Source organism: Clostridium boliviensis, from assembly GCF_033342255.1.
Classification (GTDB): domain Bacteria; phylum Bacillota; class Clostridia; order Lachnospirales; family Lachnospiraceae; genus Lacrimispora; species Lacrimispora boliviensis.
Genome location: NZ_JAWONS010000124.1, coordinates 55,542 through 75,621 on the forward strand (window position 1 = coordinate 55,542; position 20,080 = coordinate 75,621).

The window sequence follows — 20,080 nt, forward strand, 5'->3', positions numbered from 1 at the left end:
GTAATCTTCATAGCTTAAACTCCATGCCGCCATTTTGCTCCTGTTCCTTTTGATGTGCTTCCAGCATTTCCTGCGTTGGATAAAGGAGCTTTCCCTCCTGCATCTCAAATACGCAGAAGTCATTCCGGTCGCAGATCATAATTCTATGCTGGTAATCCATCTGCATTTCAACAAATTCCTGCATTTCCTTTTGGCTGCAAAGCCATACGCCGGAGGTGTAGCGACCATCTGGCAGAAAACAATAGCCACTGTATTGCGGTTGATGGCTTTTTAAATCCAGCGCTCCTGCCGGGCGTATCTGACTAAGCTGGAGCCTGGCATGGTCTGTGAGAATTTCCGGCTTTGCAATGCCCATGATATCGCTGCGGTTCCAGCGCGTTTGCTCCCCGTTTTCCAGAGACACGGCAAAAACCGCCCGTCCGCTGGGATTGGGCTTGCTGCCGAAACCTCCGGTACAAAAATACAGCTGATTCTCCGCACTTCTATCATTTTCAGGCAGAGAAGAGGCGCAAAGTATGACAACCTTGCCGGCAATAGAAAAGTCATATCCAATCTGCCGGCAATCCAGAGGGGTAAAAAGCATATTTTCTTCCATAGCTTAGTCCTCCTTCCGCTGCTTAAGAAGCTCAGTCAATTCACCGATCAGTCCAAGACGTGTGCCGTCCGGCATTTGCTTAATGGCTGCACGGACGAAGGCTTCCACCGCTTCCGGGGACTGATCTCCCACCTCGATGAGCTCCACCTTTTGAATACTGACTGCACCCTGTCGGACATTCATCTTTACGATATCGCCATAGTCCAATCCAGACGCGGATCGCATCTCCTTTGGAATCAGTACACGGCCCTTGCAGTCAATAATTCGGTATGTTTTTTTTGAATTCATAAATAGTATCCTTCCTTCCTCATTACCTCCCGAATGGTATCGGGGTGAATTCCAAGCTCCTGAAAGAGCCCCGCTAGTTCCTCCGGCAGACGTTTTAAAATATCCGAGGCTAAAATAACAATCGCACCATCGCCGCAGATGATTTCCAAATCACTGTCTGCAGAAATCCCCGCCCCCTCCAGCACCTCTCCGGGAAGATTCAGACCGTCCTCATCCTCTGGTTCATCCTTCTCATCCAGCGTAACCTCCTCCGGCAGAGCGCACAGTGGTATGGCAACTTCAATCCCTGCCTGCGTAAGTAAAAGAAGTGGAGCTGCTTCATCTCCACTGGATGCAAGCACCACTTCAACCTGTTCACCAGGGTTAAGTCCGGCAGGAATCACAGGAATAGTCAGAAGCCCGTGGTGGTCGACTGCCGCTTTTGTTTTCATAATTTTCAAAATAAGTTTCTCCTTCATATTTGTTTTTTCCGGTTAAGACTCACTGAAAAAAAGTTCAGGATCAAAAAGATTCATTTGTATTGGCCTATCCCTCAACCGTTCCCCGGTGTCATAGTTGGAGATGAATACCTCCGCGTATTCACTTCCGTTGTCATATCTCTGTGCCAGATTATTTAGACGGCTGACTGCTTCAATGTGAAAGCCCTGGTACAGTTCCCGGATAAATTCGCAGTCATTGTAGCTGACCAAAAACTTACCCTTGCAGACTGTCAGCGTATCCCGCAAGCGATAATGATCTTCCTTTCTGAACTCTACCGCATAATGTCCTTCTGTCTGGTAGTAAGGAGGGTCACAGTAAATGAAGGCATTCTCCCGGTCGTACTGCCGGATGAGATCTTCAAAGTCCTTGTTTTCAATGACTGTGTCCCTTAAACGAAGGTTGGCCTGCCATAGCAGATGGAAGGTCTTTCGAATATCGAAAGGCTGACAGCCAAAGCTGGTACAGCCGCTTCCGTAGCTGTAGCGAATGAGCTTAAAAAATGCAGCGGCACGCTTGACGTCATTCATTACCGCTTGCTCCGTTAGAATCTGCTGTATGTCCTCATAATCAGGTGGAGGTAGGTGACGCTCAGCAAGATCCAGCTCCTTTGAAAGATACTCGCTGGTGAATTCCTTCTTTGAGAGATACCTGCGCAGTACACTAAATTCATCTCGGCTGTTCAGCGGCAAAAAGTTCAGCTCCCGAACCAGGTCAAGAGTCTGCTCCTTTGCACACTTGAATAAATTTGCCAGGTCGGAGTTGAAATCGTTATACACCTCCATGGCAGTATCCATGGGACGCCCAAACAGCACCCAGCCACCACCGCCGAAAACCTCAATGTAACGTCCGAACTCCTTGGGCATTCGCTGATAAATCAACTCTCTCAACGCCTTCTTTCCGCCCACCCAGCTGATGATGCTGTTCATTTATTCACCTACCCTTGCTGCGGCGGTTGATCGCATCAACATCCGTTTTCATACAGGTTCCATCCGGACTCCAGCAAATGAAACCGACATGGGGGTATGGGCAGCCATCACAGCGTGAGAGATCCTGTGGCAGTGAGACACCATAGCGTTTGGGTAAACTGATTGCTCCCGCACCTTTTCTTTCTGTTGGTTTTGTATTTTGATTCATATTTTTGCACTCCTTTCGCTGAAAATAAAAAAGGCACCATCTTTTTTTCAAAGACTGCACCTATTTTTAATTATTTTGTTATTAGGTTGTAAAAAAAAGAGCGTCTCTTAGTTTCCAATGAAAACAAAGAACGCAAATTATATTATTATTTCGATGTGAGACTGATTATCCTAGCTGCATACCACCCATCTGTTGTCCCTGTTCCAGTTCTTCCTTCGTCATTATACTCCAGCTACTTCCACCGTTCCATAAACTAACATAGATTTCTCCAGCCGAAGTTTTAATCGGCCTCTGCTCAAAACCTTCGCCGAACCCATCTGCAGCCTGACCAATGATTGACTCCTTAAACAGGTCAAGTTCCTCGGCAGTCAGTTCACCATGTACCCGACACTCAGCTACTCCCATCAATTTGCCGTTAACTGGTTCTACCGTAAAGACATAGGACTGGATATTTCTGTTGATACTGTCATCCTCATCGTAATATTCCATGAGACCGCGCTCTGCTTCCTGTGGCATCCGCGCCTTCAAAAGAGCGGCAACTATATCATTTTCATGAGCAAGTGCAGTTCGGTTATCAAGCACCACCGGTTCATTCTCCGTATCTCCCCATTCGTTTTTCTCATAGAGTGTGACGGTAAGTGGCATATATAACTTCAATGTATAAAGCTGCTTTGGAATCACACAAAACCGATCCTCACCAGGAATAAGAGCAATAGTGCGTCCGTTATCCCAATCCACGTGGAGCTGACATTGGTCATCAATAAAATTGACTGTTCCTTCAGTGCCGGGTGACACAGGAGAATATGGATCATTCATTTCGATAAGCCGAATTCTCGTACCAGGTGGATACTATTCCTTCATAAATTTAAGCCATTCTGGATGTTTCATCATGTTACATTCCTCCCATCTTAATTTCATGCTCATTGATTTGCTCTGCCGTTTCATTCGGCACAGCAGCTTCCTGTTTTAAGTTCATCTGCTGTACCTGCAGGCCATATACCGTTAAGTATGCCTGGTAATCCCCGAAGGCAGGATTGCAGCGCAGACAGTAGCGGTAATGCTCCGTTTCTATGACATAACCGTAATTCTGCTGCCATCCGCCCTCGATCTTTCCGCTGTGTCCGGCACAATATTGCTGCATGGCACTGAAACTTTCCAGAGGTCCATCATCCCGGAGAGCATCCACCACCATTTTTAAATCAGATTCAAAAGCAGAGCTATATGGTCTTTCATAATCACGTGGCCACCAGGTATGCCAGAACTCATGACCGTTACTGCCAAAATCAATACGCAAGTGACCGACAGTTCCAAGCTTTTCATCCAGATCCTTGGATAAGGCATAAAAAAGATTTGTCTCACCAGAAGAGGCCGGCCGCAAAGTAAAGCGGGGATTTGTGATTCCATTTTCTTTTCTGTTCATTGGCGTTGCTCCTTTCACTTTTCTAATCACACAAGATACCAAAAAAGGATATGAATTGTTATCCCTCACAAGTATTTATTTAAAGGTCATAATAAAGGGGTATAAAAAAATGGGAGTATCTTCTGTTTAACAAAAAATACTCCCTATTTTTATATCTTTGTTTTTATCAAGTGACCGGTCTTTATATGCAAAATTAAACCATAAGTTTTACTTCGCAGTAGAAACTTCATTCCTAAAAACTGCTGTTCCTTACGTCCCAGCTCCTGTCACTCCACCAGTTTCTTGCGTTGTTCTATGCTGTAATCAATAATTTTCGCTTTTTGCTCTGAAATCATGTTGAGAATCCTTCTGTCAATCTCATCCTCTCGGTTAAGCATAGCCTCTCCCCAACTACAAGCTACGGATAAAAACAGGAGCAACAGTATCCTTATCGTATACAAATCCCTCTGGTTCCATTACTTTTCCAATGATTCCTTTAATTATTTTTCCTTTTTCCACAATAATCTTCCTTTAAAAGGGGCAGGCTACGGTAGGAATACCAGGTTTGTCTATATTTATTTTTATCCTCAGCCTTTTTTTACATAGTTCCAAAAAAATAATATATCCATCTGTTTTTTACGCCATATGGTGTTATTTCTACAATTAAGAAATTATTAATGAATCCAGTCTGTCCACACTCTTTTTCCATGCAAAATAGATCTCTTTAGTTACAAATAATGATTTTGTTATTTCAGATTCAATTTCAAGCGTACATACAGCATGGGTCTTAAAATCCTCCATTACCCACTTACATGGATAGGTTTTTATTACCACACAACCATAAAATGCCGCCATTTCTAAAAAAAACTCTCGACAATCCTCAAATCGTCTCGACTGTTTCTCTGTTAACATATCTTTCATTAGCTTTACCGCATCTGCAATTGTGATATGTTCTAAATTTATCTGCTGTTCTATTATAAATTTTTGAGCTAATGATTCATTATCATCAAATAGTTTATTATAATCCTCCTGCCTGAAATAATCACTTTTTTGGGGTTCAGCAATTTTCTTTAAAAAATCTAATCCGTATTGTTTTAAAATATCTGCATAAGTTTCAATCACTTTCTTAAACTCTTTATCTTTGGAATATTCAATCCCATCATCTATACAGCCTGGAACAAATCGGTTTATCCTATAACTATCAAATCCTCCTGAAAAACAGCTTATAACCATAAATATTTTTCTTTTATAATTACTGAAATAAAACGCTACAGTTTGTCTTGCTATCTCACTTTTACTATTTTTAAATTCCTTTAGAAACCCCCACTTTTCTATCTCTTTATCAAAAACAAACCCCTCTGGTTCTAATACTTTTCCAATGATTTCTTTAATTATTTTTCCTTTCTGCATTATGATCTCCGTTTTAATATGAACAGGTTAGTAGGGAAATAACAGATTATTTAACTGACTTTGTCAAATTACCATTATCAGATTAATAGTGTATCGAGCTTATCAATGCCATCCCTCCAGGCTATGTGAATGCAACTGGTTACAAGCAATGAAGATTTTCTTGTAATCACAAGCCACGAAGGCGCCAGTTTAAAATTAATTTCTAGTTTACAAACTTTGTGTGTTCTAATATCCTTCATTATCCACTCATATGGATATGTTCTTTTTATCAGGTTTCCATAAAAGGCAGACATCTCTAAAAACAACTCCCGGCAATCATCAAATGTCTTTCCTTGTTGTCTTGATAGTATATCTTTAAACAATTCTACTGCTTCCTTTATTGATATACATCCCATGTCTATCTGTTGTTCTGTTATAAACCTTTGAGTTAGTGATTCATATTCATTATATAACCTATAATAATCTTCTTCTCTAAAATAATCATTCTCTATTGGTGGTTCAGCAATTTTTTTCAAAAAATCCAAACCATGTTTTATCAAAATATCTGCATAAGTTTCAACTGCCTGTTTGTAATCTAGAATGGTGGAATACATAAATCCATTGTCCGAACACCCCGGCACAAAATCACTAATTCTATAACTACAAAATTTACCTGAAAAACAGTTAATGTTCAAAAACAGTTTTTTTTTCCACCTACTATTGTAAAAATCAATAACCTGCCTGGCTATTTCACCCTTACTATTTTTAAATTCCTTTATAAACCAACAACTATCTGCATCTTCACCAAACGCAAATCCTTCCGGATCCAATACTTCTCCAATTATCTCTTTAATAATATCTCTTTTTTTCATGAATTTTGCCATTCCTTACACTTGCTGCCCGTCTACATCATATTCTCATACTAAATAACGGGTATAAAGTTTAATAAAGCCATCAAAGAATCAAAGAATCCAATTTCTCTACACCATTTTTCCAAGCCAAATGAATATCATTAGTGATAAATAATGATATTTTTCTAGTTATGGCAAACCATGACGGTGCTTGTTTAGGATCAATTTCTAATGTACATACTTTATGGGTTCTTACATCACTCATTAACCACTTGTATGGGTAGTCTTTTCTTACCACACAACCATAAAAAGCAGCCATTTCTAAAAACAATTCCCGGCAATCATCAAATGTCTTCCCTTGTTGTTTTAATAACATATCTTTTATTAATTCTACAACTTCTTTTATTGTGATATTTTCTATCTTTATTTGCTGTTCCTTCATAAACCTAAGAGCCAGCAATTCATGCTTCTCAAACAGCTTATAATAATCTTCTTCCCTAAAATAATCATTTTCTTTTGGTGGCTCTGCAATCTTCTTTAAAAAATCCAAACCATATTTTTTCAGAATTTCTGCATAAATTTCAACTGCTTGCTTATAATCTCCTGTTGTGGAATATTTTAGTCCATCGTCCATGCAATCCGGAACAAAATTATCTATTCGATAACTACTAAAAATCCCTGAAAAACAGTTAATATCTATAAATAGTTTTTTTTCCCACCTACTACTGTAAAAATTAATAACTTGTCTTGATATTTCTCCCTTACTATTTTTGAACTCCTTTATAAACCAACAACTATCTGCATCTTCACCAAACGCAAATCCTTCCGGCTCCAATACTTCTCCAATTATCTCTTTAATAATATCTCTTTTTTTCATGAATTTTGCCTTTCCTTACACTTGCCCGTCTACATCATATATTCTTGCCTAATCAATTTCTAATGAAAGAGGATGATCCGGATATTACAGAATACAGCGACCTAGACTATTCTGCTTCTGAAGGACAGCCTGCTGCGAACTAGTATTTTTGAGGGACTGCCTCAGAACGTACTCCCTTTTTAGCGTTGTTTTTATTGTGTAGAAGACTTTAGCTGACAATTAAAATGCACAAAATTCTCCTTTAAAACGAGAATGGGTAACCGATCTCTCTCATAAAATCTACCATTTGCCAACAATCACCATATTTAAATTCATCGTTTTCATAAGCTTTCGTTTTAAGACCCCCAAGTTCCCAAGTTACTAAGTATTTTATAAACTTTTCTTCTTTTATATTAAAATACTTTGATATTATTTTGCTTTGACCAGCAAGTTCTTTCCGCCGTTCCCCTGATATTTCCTCATAATAATCAGGCCACGGACTAAAACTGTCGAATTTAATGCCGTTTTCATAAAAATAGTAGCCCCAATAATCTCCATCATCAATATAAAGTAACATTACCGGCTGCTTTAATTCAATTGAGAGTTCTTTTACAAGTGGCTTAAATCCATGGCAATAATCATTAAATAAAATTATCACTCCATTGTTAATTTCCTTAAACTGGCAATCCTCTGCTTCCACTTGTGCATAAGGTATACTCTCTGCTTTTTTAACTGCTTCTATTACTTTGTTTTTTTTACAATTTAAGACAATAGCTGTTTGCAGATAAAGACCCATTATATTCCTCCATCAGATTTAATTTCTTTCTCAACTTTAAAATTGAATCGGTATATTCAAGCTCAGCGATTTTCAATAAATTATCTAATCCAGACTGTATTAGTTTATAGGCATAATCTTTAATCACTTCATGAAACACTTCATTTTGGGATTATCAATCCCATTACTGATTCAACCTGGAACTAACTTAATTGTCTTATAATTACTAACAACTCCGAAAAAGCAGTTTATATTCATATAAATTTTGCTGTAATAAAATGCTATAGTTTGTCTTGCGCTTAGCCTAATAAAATCTTTCAAAGCAAAATAATTATTATCAGATTATGAGAGAATTCAATTGATCTACGCCATTTTTCCATGCCAAATAAATCTCATTAGGCACAAATATTGGGAGTTTTAGTTTAGAGTCAATTTCTAATTTGCAGATAATGTGCGTTTTCATATCCTTCATTATCCATTTACATGGATAGGTTTTTCTAACAACACATTCATAAAATGCCGCCATTTCTAGAAAAGGATCCCGACAATCCTCAAATGGTTTCGACAATTTCTCTGTTAACATATTCTTCATTAACACTACTGCATCTTCTATTGTGATACAATCAAAATTTATCTGCTGTTCTGTTATAAATTTTTGCGCTAAAGTCTCATGTTCCTGAAAAAGCTTATTATAATCCTCCTGCCTAAAATAATCATTTTCTTTCGGAGGCTCAGCGATTTTCTTTAAGAAATCCAATCCGTATTGTTTTAAAATATCAGCATAAGTTTCAATCACTTTCTCAAACTCTTCATCTTTGGAGTATTCAATCCCATCATTTTTACAGCCTGGGACAAATCGATTTATCCTATAGCTATCAAAGTCTCCAGAAAAGCAACTTATAACCATAAATAACTTTCTTTTATAATTACTAAAATAAAATGCTATAGTTTGTCTTGCAATCTCACCTTTACTATTTTTAAATTCCTTTAGAAACCCCCACTTTTCTATCTCTTTATCAAAAACAAATCCCTCTGGTTCCAATACTTTTCCAATGATTTCTCTAATTATTTTTCCTTTTTGCACAATAATCCTCCTTTAAAATGGGCAGGCTAACAGAGGAATACCTGTAGAGAATGTTACTCCACCCTTAATTAACCACCATATTCCATATGCCACACCACCAATAATTGCTGCTGCAGCTACATCTTCTCCTTTTACATCAGGAAATTGTATCACGTTATCATTTTTCTTATCATTACTTCCAGAGTCTGAGTTGTTATTTTGGTTTGGAATCCAGATATATCTGTGTTTATCTTTCTCTTCATCTTTTTTTACGTAATTCCAATAAATAAATCCCGTATAAGTGTTATTAATTTCTTTTCCATTTAAGCTTTTTGAATAACCCTTGGTATAGTAAGTGTGAAATTTATAATAATAATCCGGATATCGTTCACTTGGTATATATAGTTGGTCTGGATTAAATGTTGTACCAAGAGAAACCGTATACCTAGGATACATATCTTTTAAGCCAGCTATATATCCATCAGTTTGTTTCAAATCATTCATATGAGACGTTGGTTTTGCATGACTTCCAGGTTTGATTTCATACAACTCTACCTGGTCTTGATACCTTAATAACATGTCGCATCTACCATTAGTTGATTTTGCTTTAGGATTTCCGCCAGGTATAAATACTTCGGTTTCAGCTACATATGGTAAACCCTCATAATAATACTCAAAATACGCCTCCAATAATTGATGTGCTTCTGTCCCATCTTCATGGTCAATTGCACCAGGTTCTGCACCATCCGGATCAATGAATAACAATGGATTATTCAAACAATACAGGTAAGGATGCAGAGTCATAGGCTTACAGGTATTCCCCTTCACGGAATCAAGCCCATAAAAGAGTCCTATATTAGAATTATAATATCGCTCCCCCGCATAGTAAAGTTCTGTTTCATCTTCGTAATAGTAGCCGGTAAAACCGAAATAGGATTCGCCTGAAGCTTTTCTACTATGCTTTCCAAATTCATCATAATCATATCTTGACCTCACAGTACCCGTTTGACCCAATAACCGCATCGGTGTTCCTAACGAATCATTTTGATAAAAGAAGTTTTTCTCGTCTTCTATCAATCCGACCAGTTGATGACTTTGCGATTCCCAGATATAACTCTTTGAGATATTATCACATCTCTCCCCAATTAGATTATGATTACCCCTTGTATAATCAATAATAAATTCTACACTGGATACATCAGGCTTTTGATCACCATAAAAATCAGATTCCACATGCTCTTTTCGCTGTTTCACTGTACGCTGCCCGAAACCGTCATAAAGATAGGATATCTCTATGCCGTTTTGCTTCATGATTTGTTCTAATTGATTTCTTTCATTATAAAAGTAATTATCTCGTATTTCCTCATTTTCATAACAACAGTGTATATTCCCTCTTTTGTCATATTCATAACTTCTGACTAAATCTCCTGTTTCTTCTCTGATTAACTGATTCAATTCATTATAATGATACTCTGTATCAATTCCATTTTCTTTCTTAAAGCTACGATTTCCAAACAAATCATATTCATATTTTCTTACAGTATTGATTCCGTTACAAACTTCAGTCAAACGATTCAAATTATCATAATGATATCTAAGATGCTCCTCCCCCTCTTCTGAAATCCTGTTTATATTTACTGGCAATCCATCGGAATCGTATTCATATTGATAGTTTAAAAATCCGTTATGATAAGAATGATTAAGATACTTCAGCTTACCAATTGAATCATATCCATAGCGAGATTCCTGCTTATTACTATATTTTTTGGAAGATAAGAAGCCTGCTTCATTATAATGATATTCAACAAACTGATCAGCCCATTGTATTTTCTTAATCTTTTGGCTGGCATCATCATATTCATACTCAATATCTTGTCCATCCGGATAAGTAATTCTTGTTCTGTTCCCATAAATATTCCAATCATACTGTATTGTATTACCTTGATGATCAGTTATGTAATCAGGCATTCCGGAGCTGCTGCGTTTTATTATTGTACTGCCCAGCCAGTCTTTTAGCTGGACCAGCTGATTTAATGCATTATATTCCATCATAACTTTTTTTCCGTCTGGAAACATAATACTGCTTATATTTCCAGATGGATCATAGGTATAATGCGTTTCCTTGTCTTCCTGATCCGTGTAGGTTAGAATTCTCCCAAAATAGTCTCTTTGATATTCTTCCTTAAAACCGGCAGCATTTTCGGAGCATTTTACCTCGCCTTCTAAATTCCGCTTATAACGTACCAGTAAAAGCTCCTTTTGCTTATTTATATTCCTTGCCTCTTCCAGCTCTTCCTCTAAAGTCAGTGGTGCAATCTGTTTTACAGAAACAATTCGGTCCACTTCGTCATAGCTGTAAAGAGTTTTCAGTCCGGTTGGGTCAATGACTGCCTGCAGTGCTCCGCTTTTTGTATATTCATAATCCGTAACAATTCCTTTATTATTTTTGACTGACAAGATGTTTCCTACCCCATCATAAGTATAGGCTTTGCTTTGTCCCAGGCTGTTTGAAATGATAGAAATCCTGTTTAGGGCATCATAGGTAAATGTTACCTGATAGCCGGTATGATCCTGCTTTGCGATAAGATTGCCATTGGAATCGTAAGAATAATGCAGTTCACTGCCATCAGGGAATTTTTTATATTTCAATCTGCCGCCTGGAAAGTATTCATACTCAGTAATACGATTCAGAGGTTCTACCACCTTAGTAATCAAACCTAATTCATTATATTCAAAACGGCTGTTCTTTCCAGATGGATCTGTCTGCTTTATTTTTTGCCCTGCAGCATCATATTCCATGCAGTATTCTCCACCCATTGGATCAATTACCCTGATTATCTTACCCAAAAAATCATATTGGAAATAAGAGGAAGTTTCATTTGGATAATCGATTTGTATCATACGATTGAGTGCATCATAATGATAAAGTATACTTGAGCCATCCGGTAAAATTGTTTTTACCCGGTTTCCATTTCCGTCGTACTGATAGGACGTTTCTCCTCCTTCTGGAGCTATGACTTTCTCAAGGCGGTTAGATTTATTATACAAATATTTTGTCACTGCGCCATTTGCTTCTGTGTACTGGCTGACATTCCACATCAGATCATACTGACGAATTGTTTCACGCCCCTGTGGATCTGTCTTTTTGACAGGGCAGTTAATGTCATTGTATTTCCATGTTGTAGAATTGCCATTCTGATCTATAATTTCCGTTATTTTTCCATTATAATTGTAGATGTATTTTTTACTGAATCCCAATGCATCTTTCATCTCAACAATATCGTTATTTTGATTATACTCATATTGAGTTCTATTCCCATTTCCATCTATTGTTGCAGTAACACGATTTAACTGGTCATATCCGTATTTGACTTTTGAGCCAAAAGGATTTGCCACTTCAATAATATTGCCTCTGTCATCAAATTCGACATTCATTTCGGAGGCATCCGGATGAACAATCGTCTTTATCATACCGTTGGAATGATACTGATACTGAAACATCCGCCCCAGCTGATCAATATTTTGAATCACCTGTCCTTTTTGATCATAATGGGTCTTGATAAAAGTACCATCTGGATATATTAATTTAACAGGATGCTTCAATCTGTCATATTCTATTTTGGTCTCATTACCCGCAGCATCCTTGATTAATGACATATTTCCTTCACCATCATAATCATATGATGTTTTATTTCCGTTATTATCCGTAATTTCTGTTAATTGATGTTTCTCATTAAATCTCTTTTCTATCTGTCCATCTTGAGAAGTAGTTCTGCAATCGCGCTGCCATTTATCCCTGTAAAATCGGATTTTATTTTTATTCTGATCAACAAATACAGTTCTGTCGTCATCATATTGATATTCCATGGTTCCGCCGTCCGGAAATAACTGTTTGACTGCACGCCCATCTTGATCAAACTCGTTGACTACTTTTTTTACGCCATATGGCGTTATTTCTTCAATTAAGAGGTTATTTTCATCGTAAGTATATTTCTTAAAACCACCCAGCAGATTAGCCGCTTTGATTAAATTGCCATTGCTATATTCAAATGTAACAGACCTCCCGGAATGATCACTCACACATTCTAATTTCCCATCATTATTATAAGAAAACAATAAGTAGCCTGCTGAATTCTGGACTTTTGTCAGAAGGTTATTTGTGTATGTATATGCCGTAAAATTCTCATTTTTATCTTTTATCTCTTTGCATAATCCATCTTTATTAAAAAGAAAAGTCTGATTTTGAATGTTTTTATAAATATAACCTTCCATAGAAAGACGTAAAGATTCTTTTGCCAGCTCATTTGTTGTATACTCTCCTGCGTCCGTCCTTTCAAAGGTTCGTACCTGTCCTCCATCCCCTGTATGTATCTCAATGGTCTTATGATGATCAATTAAGTAAACCTGATGATTATGACTCCAACGGTTTCCGCATACTGTATTTTCATCTGACAGAGAATTATAAGTTCGAATGAAGGACAGGGGATAATTTCCTACAATATGAAGATCGTCAGCCTGCAATACATAATTTCCGGTCATTAAATTAACCGGATCTCCGCTGAAAGGGGAACAGCCTAAACCCAAAAGATTTTTAAGACTCTTTTCTGCTTTCTTTAAAATCTTCATGATTGCTTCCTGTCCATTGGTCTCTGAAAGAATGATTCCCCCTTTACCACAAACAAGTGCAGATTCCGTTGTTATGGCACTGGCTCCATTTATTTTTGTCTGTTCATGGGGGCAAAGCCATTTTCCAAGTATCATTGGAACACAAGGCTTCCCGGTAACAGAGCAAATCCCAAACCTTGGAATATTTTTATCAACCTCACAATCATCTACGGTTGCAATTGGTACTTTAAGCAGGCAGACATTCTTATTTTCCACTTTCAGTTCCCCTACTTGTGAACCACATGTACATTTAATTTTTGCACCTTTCACTAAATAGGAATCATTCATTTTCTTCACCCCTTTACTTAAAATTCATACTCTTTAAAGATTCTTCAAACCCTTCAATGAATGTATGATTATCTGGCTGCTTTTTTATGAATATACCCGGATCAAATTCCGGTGCATTTTTACTTATTTTTTTCAAAACATTTGGTCCGCAGTCATGTCGGTTTCCTCCCATTTTAATGGTATCTGCATTTTTACCCATGTTAAGCTTCCCCCTCTGCTCTATACAATCATTCCCAATGCCTGACTAATTGTTTTATCCTCAGTTTTTCCAGCAGGAATCATTCCCAACGCCTGCTTTTCTATTTTTTCAGTATCCATAATACCGTCAACTCTATCTGGTTCCTGTTCCATAATCGGATTTGCCTGTGCAAGGAATTTTACCGGACCCGATAAATTAAAATCCTTACAAATATTAATACTTCCGCCTCCAAAACTTCCTTTTATGAATGTTGCCTGTAATGGAGAAAAAGTTTTTATTCCTTCAGCAGATAATAAAACTTCACCTTTTGCCTCTATAAAAATATCTCCGCCATCAAGTATGATCCCTTTCTCATCTTCTAATATAAGGGAATTTCCCTTTTGATTGTCAAAGCTCATAGAACCCGGAACTAACTTCATCTCTTTTCTATGGTTTGTTGTAAAATATCGGTCGGATGAAGATGATACGTTACAATTTGACAAATCATTGTTTCTCAAATACTCTGTTGCTATGCCTTCCGCCTCATTATCATTCATAAATAAGACAGCCACCTTTTCGCCCTTCTCCGGCATGCAATAAAATAAATTTCCCATTGCTGGCAGCCATGGATATGTTTTTGTTATATTCTGCTCTTCTGAATTTATATCGTATACTATTTTAACCTCTCCCTCAGCAGAAGAAATCACTGTCCCAGTTAAAGATGATCCGATTAATTGATGATTATATTCTTTTTTCTTTATATATAGGTCTGCCCTTCCAAATTCATAAGTAAAAACAATTTCTCCCCTGACCATTTTTGCGAAAATGCTCAGCACACGAAGCTGCCTTCCATTAATTTCTACTTCATCTCCAATATGATAAAACTGATCCGACTCTGCTTTATAAAATAAAAAGCAGTCTTTCTGCATTTTCTCTGTTCTGTTTTCATAGTAACGCTTATCTATTGATACAGTATAAGATGTGAATTTTTCATCAATACCTCTGCTTCCTTCCGGAAAACCCAAATAAAATTTAGGTTCTCCGGTTTTTATATCCGGTATCAGTACACCCCCTAAATGACTGGCAATTCTTTTATAAAACTCCCAGTCACTTTCCAGATATTGAACCAATAGATCTTTAATAGGAGTTTCCCCCCTGTCTTTTACACAAAAAAGTACTTCTGCTTTTGGAACCTGCTCCAATATATTTCTTATTACACTTTTATAGGTTTGTTCCCCATTTTGAAATGTCCGTATATGTTTCTTTTCATCTAATATTATACTTGCTGATATAAGTGATAAACTGGCCGTATATAAATCGCCTTCTTTTTTTTGAGTATAGTTCTCTACAAGTCCACAAAAAATCAAGATTTCCTGTTCATTTTTCTGATACTTTATAGAAATAGATCTATTAAATAACCCGTTACTCGAAATTTCATCCTTCAACAGCAAATGCACGATTCCTTTTGCATGATTATTCGGTATGATACTTAACCAAAAATCATTCACTTCCATAACTGAATCAAGACCAGTTATGATAAGATTGTCTTTTGTAATCATAATTTTCCCCTCACATAATGGATAATTCCTGTAATTTTATCCCCCTTACATTTCTGCGGATCAGACTTTCTACAACATCTTCACGGATTACCAGAGTAGCTTTACTGACTTCTCCTAAAATAAATATAGGAATATCCTGAATTTTATTGTTATCTAATGCTCCTTCTAATAATTTGGTCTTAGTTTTATCAAAAGTGCTTTCCTTACATAGATATTCATGCCTGGGCAGTTCTGGCAAATAATAAAGCATGGAATTTTGACTGTCGGAATCTAGCAGAATCACCTTCGTTGCATTTATTCGCCTTCTATACATCCAGATTACTTTCATTACTTTTTCTGACACTAATATACATGGAAATGTCAGTATATCCATATAAATGGATTCAGCTTTCAACTTTGCTTCAAGTAAAATCCAGCCTCTTTCAGAATCAAAATGTTCTGAATTATCCTTAGAGGTTATTTTTCCAAACCAGTTTTTAATATCAGGAATCGGATTGTTCTCCATCTGTTCTGAGAAAACAAAGTATTTCATATCCTGTCATTCCTTTCTCAATTGATGTAATACTGTCTGCTCATCCATATATCCGCCAATAACGACTTTAAAATCCTCACACCTTTTTAAAGATACAGAAAACTCATTATGTATCATGTCATTTATATGGTCTCGAAAAAATAATTCTGCGATTTTGTAATAATGTGTTATGTACCATAAAGCAAATTCCTTCTCTTCATATTCCTTTATTTGAAATATCACCTTTCCAATATGCTTCTTAAAATATTCCATGTCCTGTTCAAAGAAATGAAACAAAAAATTCATATCCCAATATTGTGTTGTCTTACATTTATCCAAATAAAAGTCCTTATCGTATAGATCCAGTCTTACCTCATATTTTTTTGTAAAAATACATCTTTGCAGATAACTAATACTCAAAAATTGAATGGGACCTTTTTTTTCTGTTTGCTGCAGGCTGCAGGCCTCTGAATATAACATATCAATGCATTTTTTGAAGTCTGTATGAATCATTTCTTTGTTATTCGAATAATAAATTTGTATTTCTTTTAACCGGGTCTGCAGTACTGACTCCATTAATTTGCCCCCAGATGATTGTATCTTTTGCATTTGCTCCATAATTTACTCCATCCGCAGCTTACCGCCTTTGAAAGCAATATCATCATCTATAACAAGCCGGCTGCCTCCCTGACCGATATCAATTTGATCTGCCGCATTCATAGTCAACGTCTGCTCCATACTTGTTAAAGATATATCCCCTTTTGCTCTCATTGTTATATTTTTACTGCTTTCAATTGAAATACCCTTCTTATCGTGTATCGTAATTTGATCTCCCTTATGGTTTGTCATAACAATGCGGTCCGGAGTAAAGTAAATTTCCTTTCCATATCTGGTTTTTAATGATTTTATATCAGGATTTGTTCTGGCATTTGAATCAGATGATTTTTGGTGTACTGCACTAGTTACATAAGCATCAGATTCATTTTGAGATGGAATATACAATCGGGCTGAATCCCCTTTCTCCGGCATACAATACCAACCTGTACCATCTGCAGAAGAATATATGGTTGAAAATGGGAATTCCATGACCGGTGCCTGTAATTTGTTTTCTCCCTGTGTTAATTCTATTAAAACTTTGTCCTTTACAACGTCAGAAATAACCGCATTAAAAGATGCTCCTATCATAGAAGAATTTGCTGCACATAATACATGAAAGGCATTTTTCGTTTTTAACAGGTAATGGTGGATCAATTCTCCATGCATAAGCTCGCTTCTTATACCATATACATAAAGTTCATTTCCATTAAATATAACTTTATCAGCAAGATAATAGATTTCTCTATTCGTAATATTATAGGATATGAAATCAGCCTGGTTCAGTTTTAATTCACTTTTCTTGCTTTGACAGTCCTGAATTTCATTAGTCAGTATATAATCTTCATCTTTTAGTTCATGAATATTTAGTTGGGGAATTCCCATAAAAAAATGAATGCCAGGCACACGGTCAGCTGGTATCAGTACTGAGTGGTATCGGCTTGCTAACCGTTTTAAAAACTGCCAATCTGTCTCAAGATACTGAATTGTAAAATTGTTCAATGTCTGTATATTTTTATCCTTTATCATAAAATTACAATTTGAATATGTATTGCAAATTTCATCGATAATGTCCTTATATGGCTGATTCCTATCCTGATAAAATCGTAAATGCTCATTTAAGTCCATCATATAGGTACCGCTTTTAACTTCAAGACTCAGTACACATACTCTACCTTCTCTTTTAATATTGAACTGAGTAATAAATCCATCAAAAAATACCTGTTCCGTTTTCTCAGCCGCTATATACATCTTAAGCTGGGGATATTTATTACTTACACAATAATTTATATATTCCTGTTCTAAATCTTCATTAATAATTCCCTCTATTTCCAGAACAGAATGAGAATTTACATAACGTTTAAGAGTAAGCCTATGAGTTTCTAAAAAATTAAATGGTTCGATTCTATATGCTTTCATAAATTTCCCCCTTTGTTATTGATTTAATTACTCGTTTTACAATGGGCCTCCATTTTGTATACACTTCAAATGGACAGTTAAAATTACCCAGCAAAGTTTTTTCAGGCACTTGAATCAAATACATAACATTATAAGTTGGTCCCTCTAAAGAAGAGCTTCTAAAATCAAAACATTGAATAGACTTATTGTCCTGGTCGGTAATAAAATCTTCATCATAAAATAAGGTGTTGGGATGCACCATTCTTATTGACTCTCTGATTTTATATGCATATGTTTGTAAATCTGATATTTTTAACTCCAACATATTAAAAGCAAAATTAATTTTACCGCTTTCGTCCGAGTAAATAATCTGTGGTCTTGGTTCTACTGTGTAACGTTCCTTTACGCTTTCAATAGACATTTCTGTAAACATTACCGGCATATCCATGTATATCATTTCATTAAATAAACTTATTTTCACTAACTGCGTATTATCTTCTTCTATATCCTCATTATTGATGATTCCCATAATTATCTCATCTATCATCTAGCCCCTCCTTAATCTATTCTTAACATAAAGAACCATTAATCATCTTGGTTACAAAGCGAAAAAAAACCATCTTTTTCTTGCTTATAACATAATTCTACTAACTTTTCAACCGATGTGCCAAAATTATACACGTTAGGTTCCAAAATTTGCATATCGTTCTATAAAATTTTACTGGTTTACTGATTTACCGATAGATAGTATAAATCCTGAAATATTTGTTTTATAAATCACTCTTTTTCAATTCATCCTCATCTCATTCATATAGAAACCGTTGCTGCCTTGCATAGGAACGACTATCATAATAAATTCCTTCCGCTGCCAAAACGGCGTAAATAATGCTTCCTTCACCTCTACGCTGCGTTTGCAACATGAAGAGGTTACTAACGCATTAGGTTTCTATTCTATTATTTGCATAGAATACTATAAAAAAAACCTGTCTCATCGGAAGAGGCAGGCCGCAATGTAAAGCGGAGATTTGTGATTCCATTTTCTTTTCTGTTCATTGGTGTTGCTCCATTCACTTTTTCAATCACACATGATATATAAGGATTATACCTTTAACTCCCCTATGTCAGCCGTGGAAGAGCCAAAAAAACGGGGCTAAAAATTGCATTTTTTAGCCCCATTTTTTGCTTATTTTTTGTCCAAAAACCACTACATATTGTGGTACAACCCATCTATTTCTTCTCTTTACCACAATACGTCATCATTATCACCGCTTCAACATGCCTTGAGTGTGTCTAAAAGAAGCTGTAGGAGTTTAGCGAGCCTTTACGGAAGATTTTCTAACAACTGATCTTATGTTGTTAACATAAAAAGAATCTCATATCCTGCAACTCCCATTACTGTATACGTACAAAATGATATTAGTGATTTCCGTTGACAAAAGGCCTTCCTATATATGATAAAGTACAATGCAATACCTAATATAATCCTTCCTATTACTGCAGGGATCATATGCATATATTCAGACAAATGGATTATTTGGCTTAGGCCTTCAGCGAGAAAAACTGCAGGAAGAAGGCTTGCACCCCAATTGTAATACGTACTCTTTTGTCTATAAAAATAAGCACCAAATCCGAAAATAACACCGGCAATTACTGCACATATAAGCCAGAGATATAAGTAAAACCCTCCAAAAACAAAAGTGTGCTGATTAACAATGGATTCTACCCAATAATAGGATATAACGCAGACAATCAGTGTTTCAGCACATAGTATAATTGCAGTGAACTTTTTTTCTGCAGTCGAAGCCATGAAGAAGGCTGGTATTAACCAAATTGCACCTGAGTTCGCTAATGAGTTTAGTGACCCAGGAAGATATTTCTGTCCAATAACCGTCAATATACCTATTAACAGTCCAATTAAGAAGGCATATATTCCTTTAAAAATGTTTTTTGTGTTTAAATGCATGGTATCACCCCTTATAATTTTATTTATGCTTGTGTCCCTATATTTTGTAATGTAAATTATATCATTAACAATATCAAATATGGAGCTCCTCATC

General features: G+C 36.4%; 19 protein-coding genes and 1 pseudogene. All 20 read right to left on the minus strand.

Annotated features, from left to right (window positions below; genetic code table 11):
- Window positions 1-7: 7 nt before the first annotated feature.
- Window positions 8-595 carry a hypothetical protein gene (locus RZO55_RS08655; RefSeq protein ID WP_318063881.1) on the minus strand — a complete coding sequence of 196 codons (588 nt, stop codon included), beginning with the start codon at window positions 593-595 and terminating at the stop codon, window positions 8-10.
- Between the two features lie 3 nt (window positions 596-598).
- Entirely contained in the window at window positions 599-883 is a 285-nt protein-coding gene (locus RZO55_RS08660) for an AbrB family transcriptional regulator (RefSeq protein ID WP_312501481.1), read from the minus strand.
- Window positions 880-1,314, minus strand: a complete 435-nt coding sequence (locus RZO55_RS08665) for a hypothetical protein (RefSeq protein WP_318063914.1) — start codon at window positions 1,312-1,314, stop codon at window positions 880-882. The genes RZO55_RS08660 and RZO55_RS08665 overlap by 4 nt, the downstream gene beginning before the upstream one ends.
- Window positions 1,315-1,356: 42 nt before the next feature.
- Entirely contained in the window at window positions 1,357-2,289 is a 933-nt protein-coding gene (locus tag RZO55_RS08670) for a DNA adenine methylase (RefSeq protein WP_318063882.1), read from the minus strand.
- 4 nt (window positions 2,290-2,293) lie between these two features.
- Entirely contained in the window at window positions 2,294-2,497 is a 204-nt protein-coding gene (locus tag RZO55_RS08675) for a hypothetical protein (protein ID WP_318063883.1), read from the minus strand.
- Between the two features lie 165 nt (window positions 2,498-2,662).
- Window positions 2,663-3,334, minus strand: a pseudogene (locus RZO55_RS08680) (DUF4314 domain-containing protein); the annotation flags it as partial.
- 55 nt (window positions 3,335-3,389) lie between these two features.
- Entirely contained in the window at window positions 3,390-3,917 is a 528-nt protein-coding gene (locus RZO55_RS08685) for a hypothetical protein (RefSeq protein ID WP_318063884.1), read from the minus strand.
- 642 nt (window positions 3,918-4,559) lie between these two features.
- Window positions 4,560-5,306 carry a hypothetical protein gene (locus RZO55_RS08690; RefSeq protein ID WP_318063885.1) on the minus strand — a complete coding sequence of 249 codons (747 nt, stop codon included), beginning with the start codon at window positions 5,304-5,306 and terminating at the stop codon, window positions 4,560-4,562.
- Window positions 5,307-5,383: 77 nt separating this feature from the next.
- Window positions 5,384-6,169, minus strand: a complete 786-nt coding sequence (locus RZO55_RS08695; RefSeq protein ID WP_318063886.1) for a lipocalin/fatty acid-binding family protein — start codon at window positions 6,167-6,169, stop codon at window positions 5,384-5,386.
- A 70-nt stretch (window positions 6,170-6,239) separates the two neighbouring features.
- Window positions 6,240-7,013, minus strand: a complete 774-nt coding sequence (locus RZO55_RS08700; protein WP_318063887.1) for a hypothetical protein — start codon at window positions 7,011-7,013, stop codon at window positions 6,240-6,242.
- A 241-nt stretch (window positions 7,014-7,254) separates the two neighbouring features.
- Window positions 7,255-7,788 carry a hypothetical protein gene (locus tag RZO55_RS08705; protein WP_318063888.1) on the minus strand — a complete coding sequence of 178 codons (534 nt, stop codon included), beginning with the start codon at window positions 7,786-7,788 and terminating at the stop codon, window positions 7,255-7,257.
- A 316-nt stretch (window positions 7,789-8,104) separates the two neighbouring features.
- On the minus strand, window positions 8,105-8,851 hold the full coding sequence (locus RZO55_RS08710; protein WP_318063889.1) for a hypothetical protein: 747 nt from the start codon (window positions 8,849-8,851) through the stop codon (window positions 8,105-8,107).
- Window positions 8,852-8,863: 12 nt separating this feature from the next.
- Window positions 8,864-13,783: a DUF6531 domain-containing protein gene (locus RZO55_RS08715; RefSeq protein ID WP_318063890.1), complete on the minus strand. Its 4,920-nt coding sequence runs from the start codon at window positions 13,781-13,783 to the stop codon at window positions 8,864-8,866.
- Between the two features lie 13 nt (window positions 13,784-13,796).
- Window positions 13,797-13,982 (minus strand): hypothetical protein, encoded by a 186-nt coding sequence (locus tag RZO55_RS08720; RefSeq protein ID WP_318063891.1) that lies wholly within the window; start codon window positions 13,980-13,982, stop codon window positions 13,797-13,799.
- A 20-nt stretch (window positions 13,983-14,002) separates the two neighbouring features.
- Window positions 14,003-15,520 (minus strand): contractile injection system protein, VgrG/Pvc8 family, encoded by a 1,518-nt coding sequence (locus RZO55_RS08725; RefSeq protein ID WP_318063892.1) that lies wholly within the window; start codon window positions 15,518-15,520, stop codon window positions 14,003-14,005.
- Window positions 15,521-15,530: 10 nt separating this feature from the next.
- Window positions 15,531-16,052: a hypothetical protein gene (locus RZO55_RS08730; protein ID WP_318063893.1), complete on the minus strand. Its 522-nt coding sequence runs from the start codon at window positions 16,050-16,052 to the stop codon at window positions 15,531-15,533.
- A 6-nt stretch (window positions 16,053-16,058) separates the two neighbouring features.
- The gene (locus RZO55_RS08735; protein ID WP_318063894.1) at window positions 16,059-16,607 is read right to left on the minus strand and encodes a hypothetical protein; all 549 of its coding nucleotides are present in this window, start codon (window positions 16,605-16,607) and stop codon (window positions 16,059-16,061) included.
- A gap of 45 nt (window positions 16,608-16,652) precedes the next feature.
- The gene (locus tag RZO55_RS08740) at window positions 16,653-18,044 is read right to left on the minus strand and encodes a contractile injection system protein, VgrG/Pvc8 family (protein ID WP_318063895.1); all 1,392 of its coding nucleotides are present in this window, start codon (window positions 18,042-18,044) and stop codon (window positions 16,653-16,655) included.
- Complete coding sequence (locus RZO55_RS08745; protein ID WP_318063896.1) at window positions 18,031-18,570, minus strand: hypothetical protein; 540 nt, start codon at window positions 18,568-18,570, stop codon at window positions 18,031-18,033. The genes RZO55_RS08740 and RZO55_RS08745 overlap by 14 nt, the downstream gene beginning before the upstream one ends.
- Before the next feature lie 801 nt (window positions 18,571-19,371).
- The gene (locus RZO55_RS08750; protein WP_318063897.1) at window positions 19,372-20,079 is read right to left on the minus strand and encodes a DUF6518 family protein; all 708 of its coding nucleotides are present in this window, start codon (window positions 20,077-20,079) and stop codon (window positions 19,372-19,374) included.
- Window position 20,080 lies beyond the last annotated feature (1 nt).

What these genes read in the sequence shown, in the direction of transcription:
- RZO55_RS08700 (WP_318063887.1), bottom strand. Translation starts at nt 7,013, where the DNA reads ATGAAAAAAAGAGATATTATTAAAGAGATAATTGGAGAAGTATTGGAG.
- RZO55_RS08695 (WP_318063886.1), bottom strand. Translation starts at nt 6,169, where the DNA reads ATGGCAAAATTCATGAAAAAAAGAGATATTATTAAAGAGATAATTGGA.
- RZO55_RS08735 (WP_318063894.1), bottom strand. Translation starts at nt 16,607, where the DNA reads ATGGAGTCAGTACTGCAGACCCGGTTAAAAGAAATACAAATTTATTAT.
- RZO55_RS08675 (WP_318063883.1), bottom strand. Translation starts at nt 2,497, where the DNA reads ATGAATCAAAATACAAAACCAACAGAAAGAAAAGGTGCGGGAGCAATC.
- RZO55_RS08670 (WP_318063882.1), bottom strand. Translation starts at nt 2,289, where the DNA reads ATGAACAGCATCATCAGCTGGGTGGGCGGAAAGAAGGCGTTGAGAGAG.
- RZO55_RS08745 (WP_318063896.1), bottom strand. Translation starts at nt 18,570, where the DNA reads ATGATAGATGAGATAATTATGGGAATCATCAATAATGAGGATATAGAA.
- RZO55_RS08665 (WP_318063914.1), bottom strand. Translation starts at nt 1,314, where the DNA reads ATGAAAACAAAAGCGGCAGTCGACCACCACGGGCTTCTGACTATTCCT.
- RZO55_RS08725 (WP_318063892.1), bottom strand. Translation starts at nt 15,520, where the DNA reads ATGATTACAAAAGACAATCTTATCATAACTGGTCTTGATTCAGTTATG.
- RZO55_RS08655 (WP_318063881.1), bottom strand. Translation starts at nt 595, where the DNA reads ATGGAAGAAAATATGCTTTTTACCCCTCTGGATTGCCGGCAGATTGGA.
- RZO55_RS08740 (WP_318063895.1), bottom strand. Translation starts at nt 18,044, where the DNA reads ATGAAAGCATATAGAATCGAACCATTTAATTTTTTAGAAACTCATAGG.
- RZO55_RS08715 (WP_318063890.1), bottom strand. Translation starts at nt 13,783, where the DNA reads ATGAATGATTCCTATTTAGTGAAAGGTGCAAAAATTAAATGTACATGT.
- RZO55_RS08720 (WP_318063891.1), bottom strand. Translation starts at nt 13,982, where the DNA reads ATGGGTAAAAATGCAGATACCATTAAAATGGGAGGAAACCGACATGAC.
- RZO55_RS08660 (WP_312501481.1), bottom strand. Translation starts at nt 883, where the DNA reads ATGAATTCAAAAAAAACATACCGAATTATTGACTGCAAGGGCCGTGTA.
- RZO55_RS08685 (WP_318063884.1), bottom strand. Translation starts at nt 3,917, where the DNA reads ATGAACAGAAAAGAAAATGGAATCACAAATCCCCGCTTTACTTTGCGG.
- RZO55_RS08690 (WP_318063885.1), bottom strand. Translation starts at nt 5,306, where the DNA reads ATGCAGAAAGGAAAAATAATTAAAGAAATCATTGGAAAAGTATTAGAA.
- RZO55_RS08730 (WP_318063893.1), bottom strand. Translation starts at nt 16,052, where the DNA reads ATGAAATACTTTGTTTTCTCAGAACAGATGGAGAACAATCCGATTCCT.
- RZO55_RS08750 (WP_318063897.1), bottom strand. Translation starts at nt 20,079, where the DNA reads ATGAGGAGCTCCATATTTGATATTGTTAATGATATAATTTACATTACA.
- RZO55_RS08705 (WP_318063888.1), bottom strand. Translation starts at nt 7,788, where the DNA reads ATGGGTCTTTATCTGCAAACAGCTATTGTCTTAAATTGTAAAAAAAAC.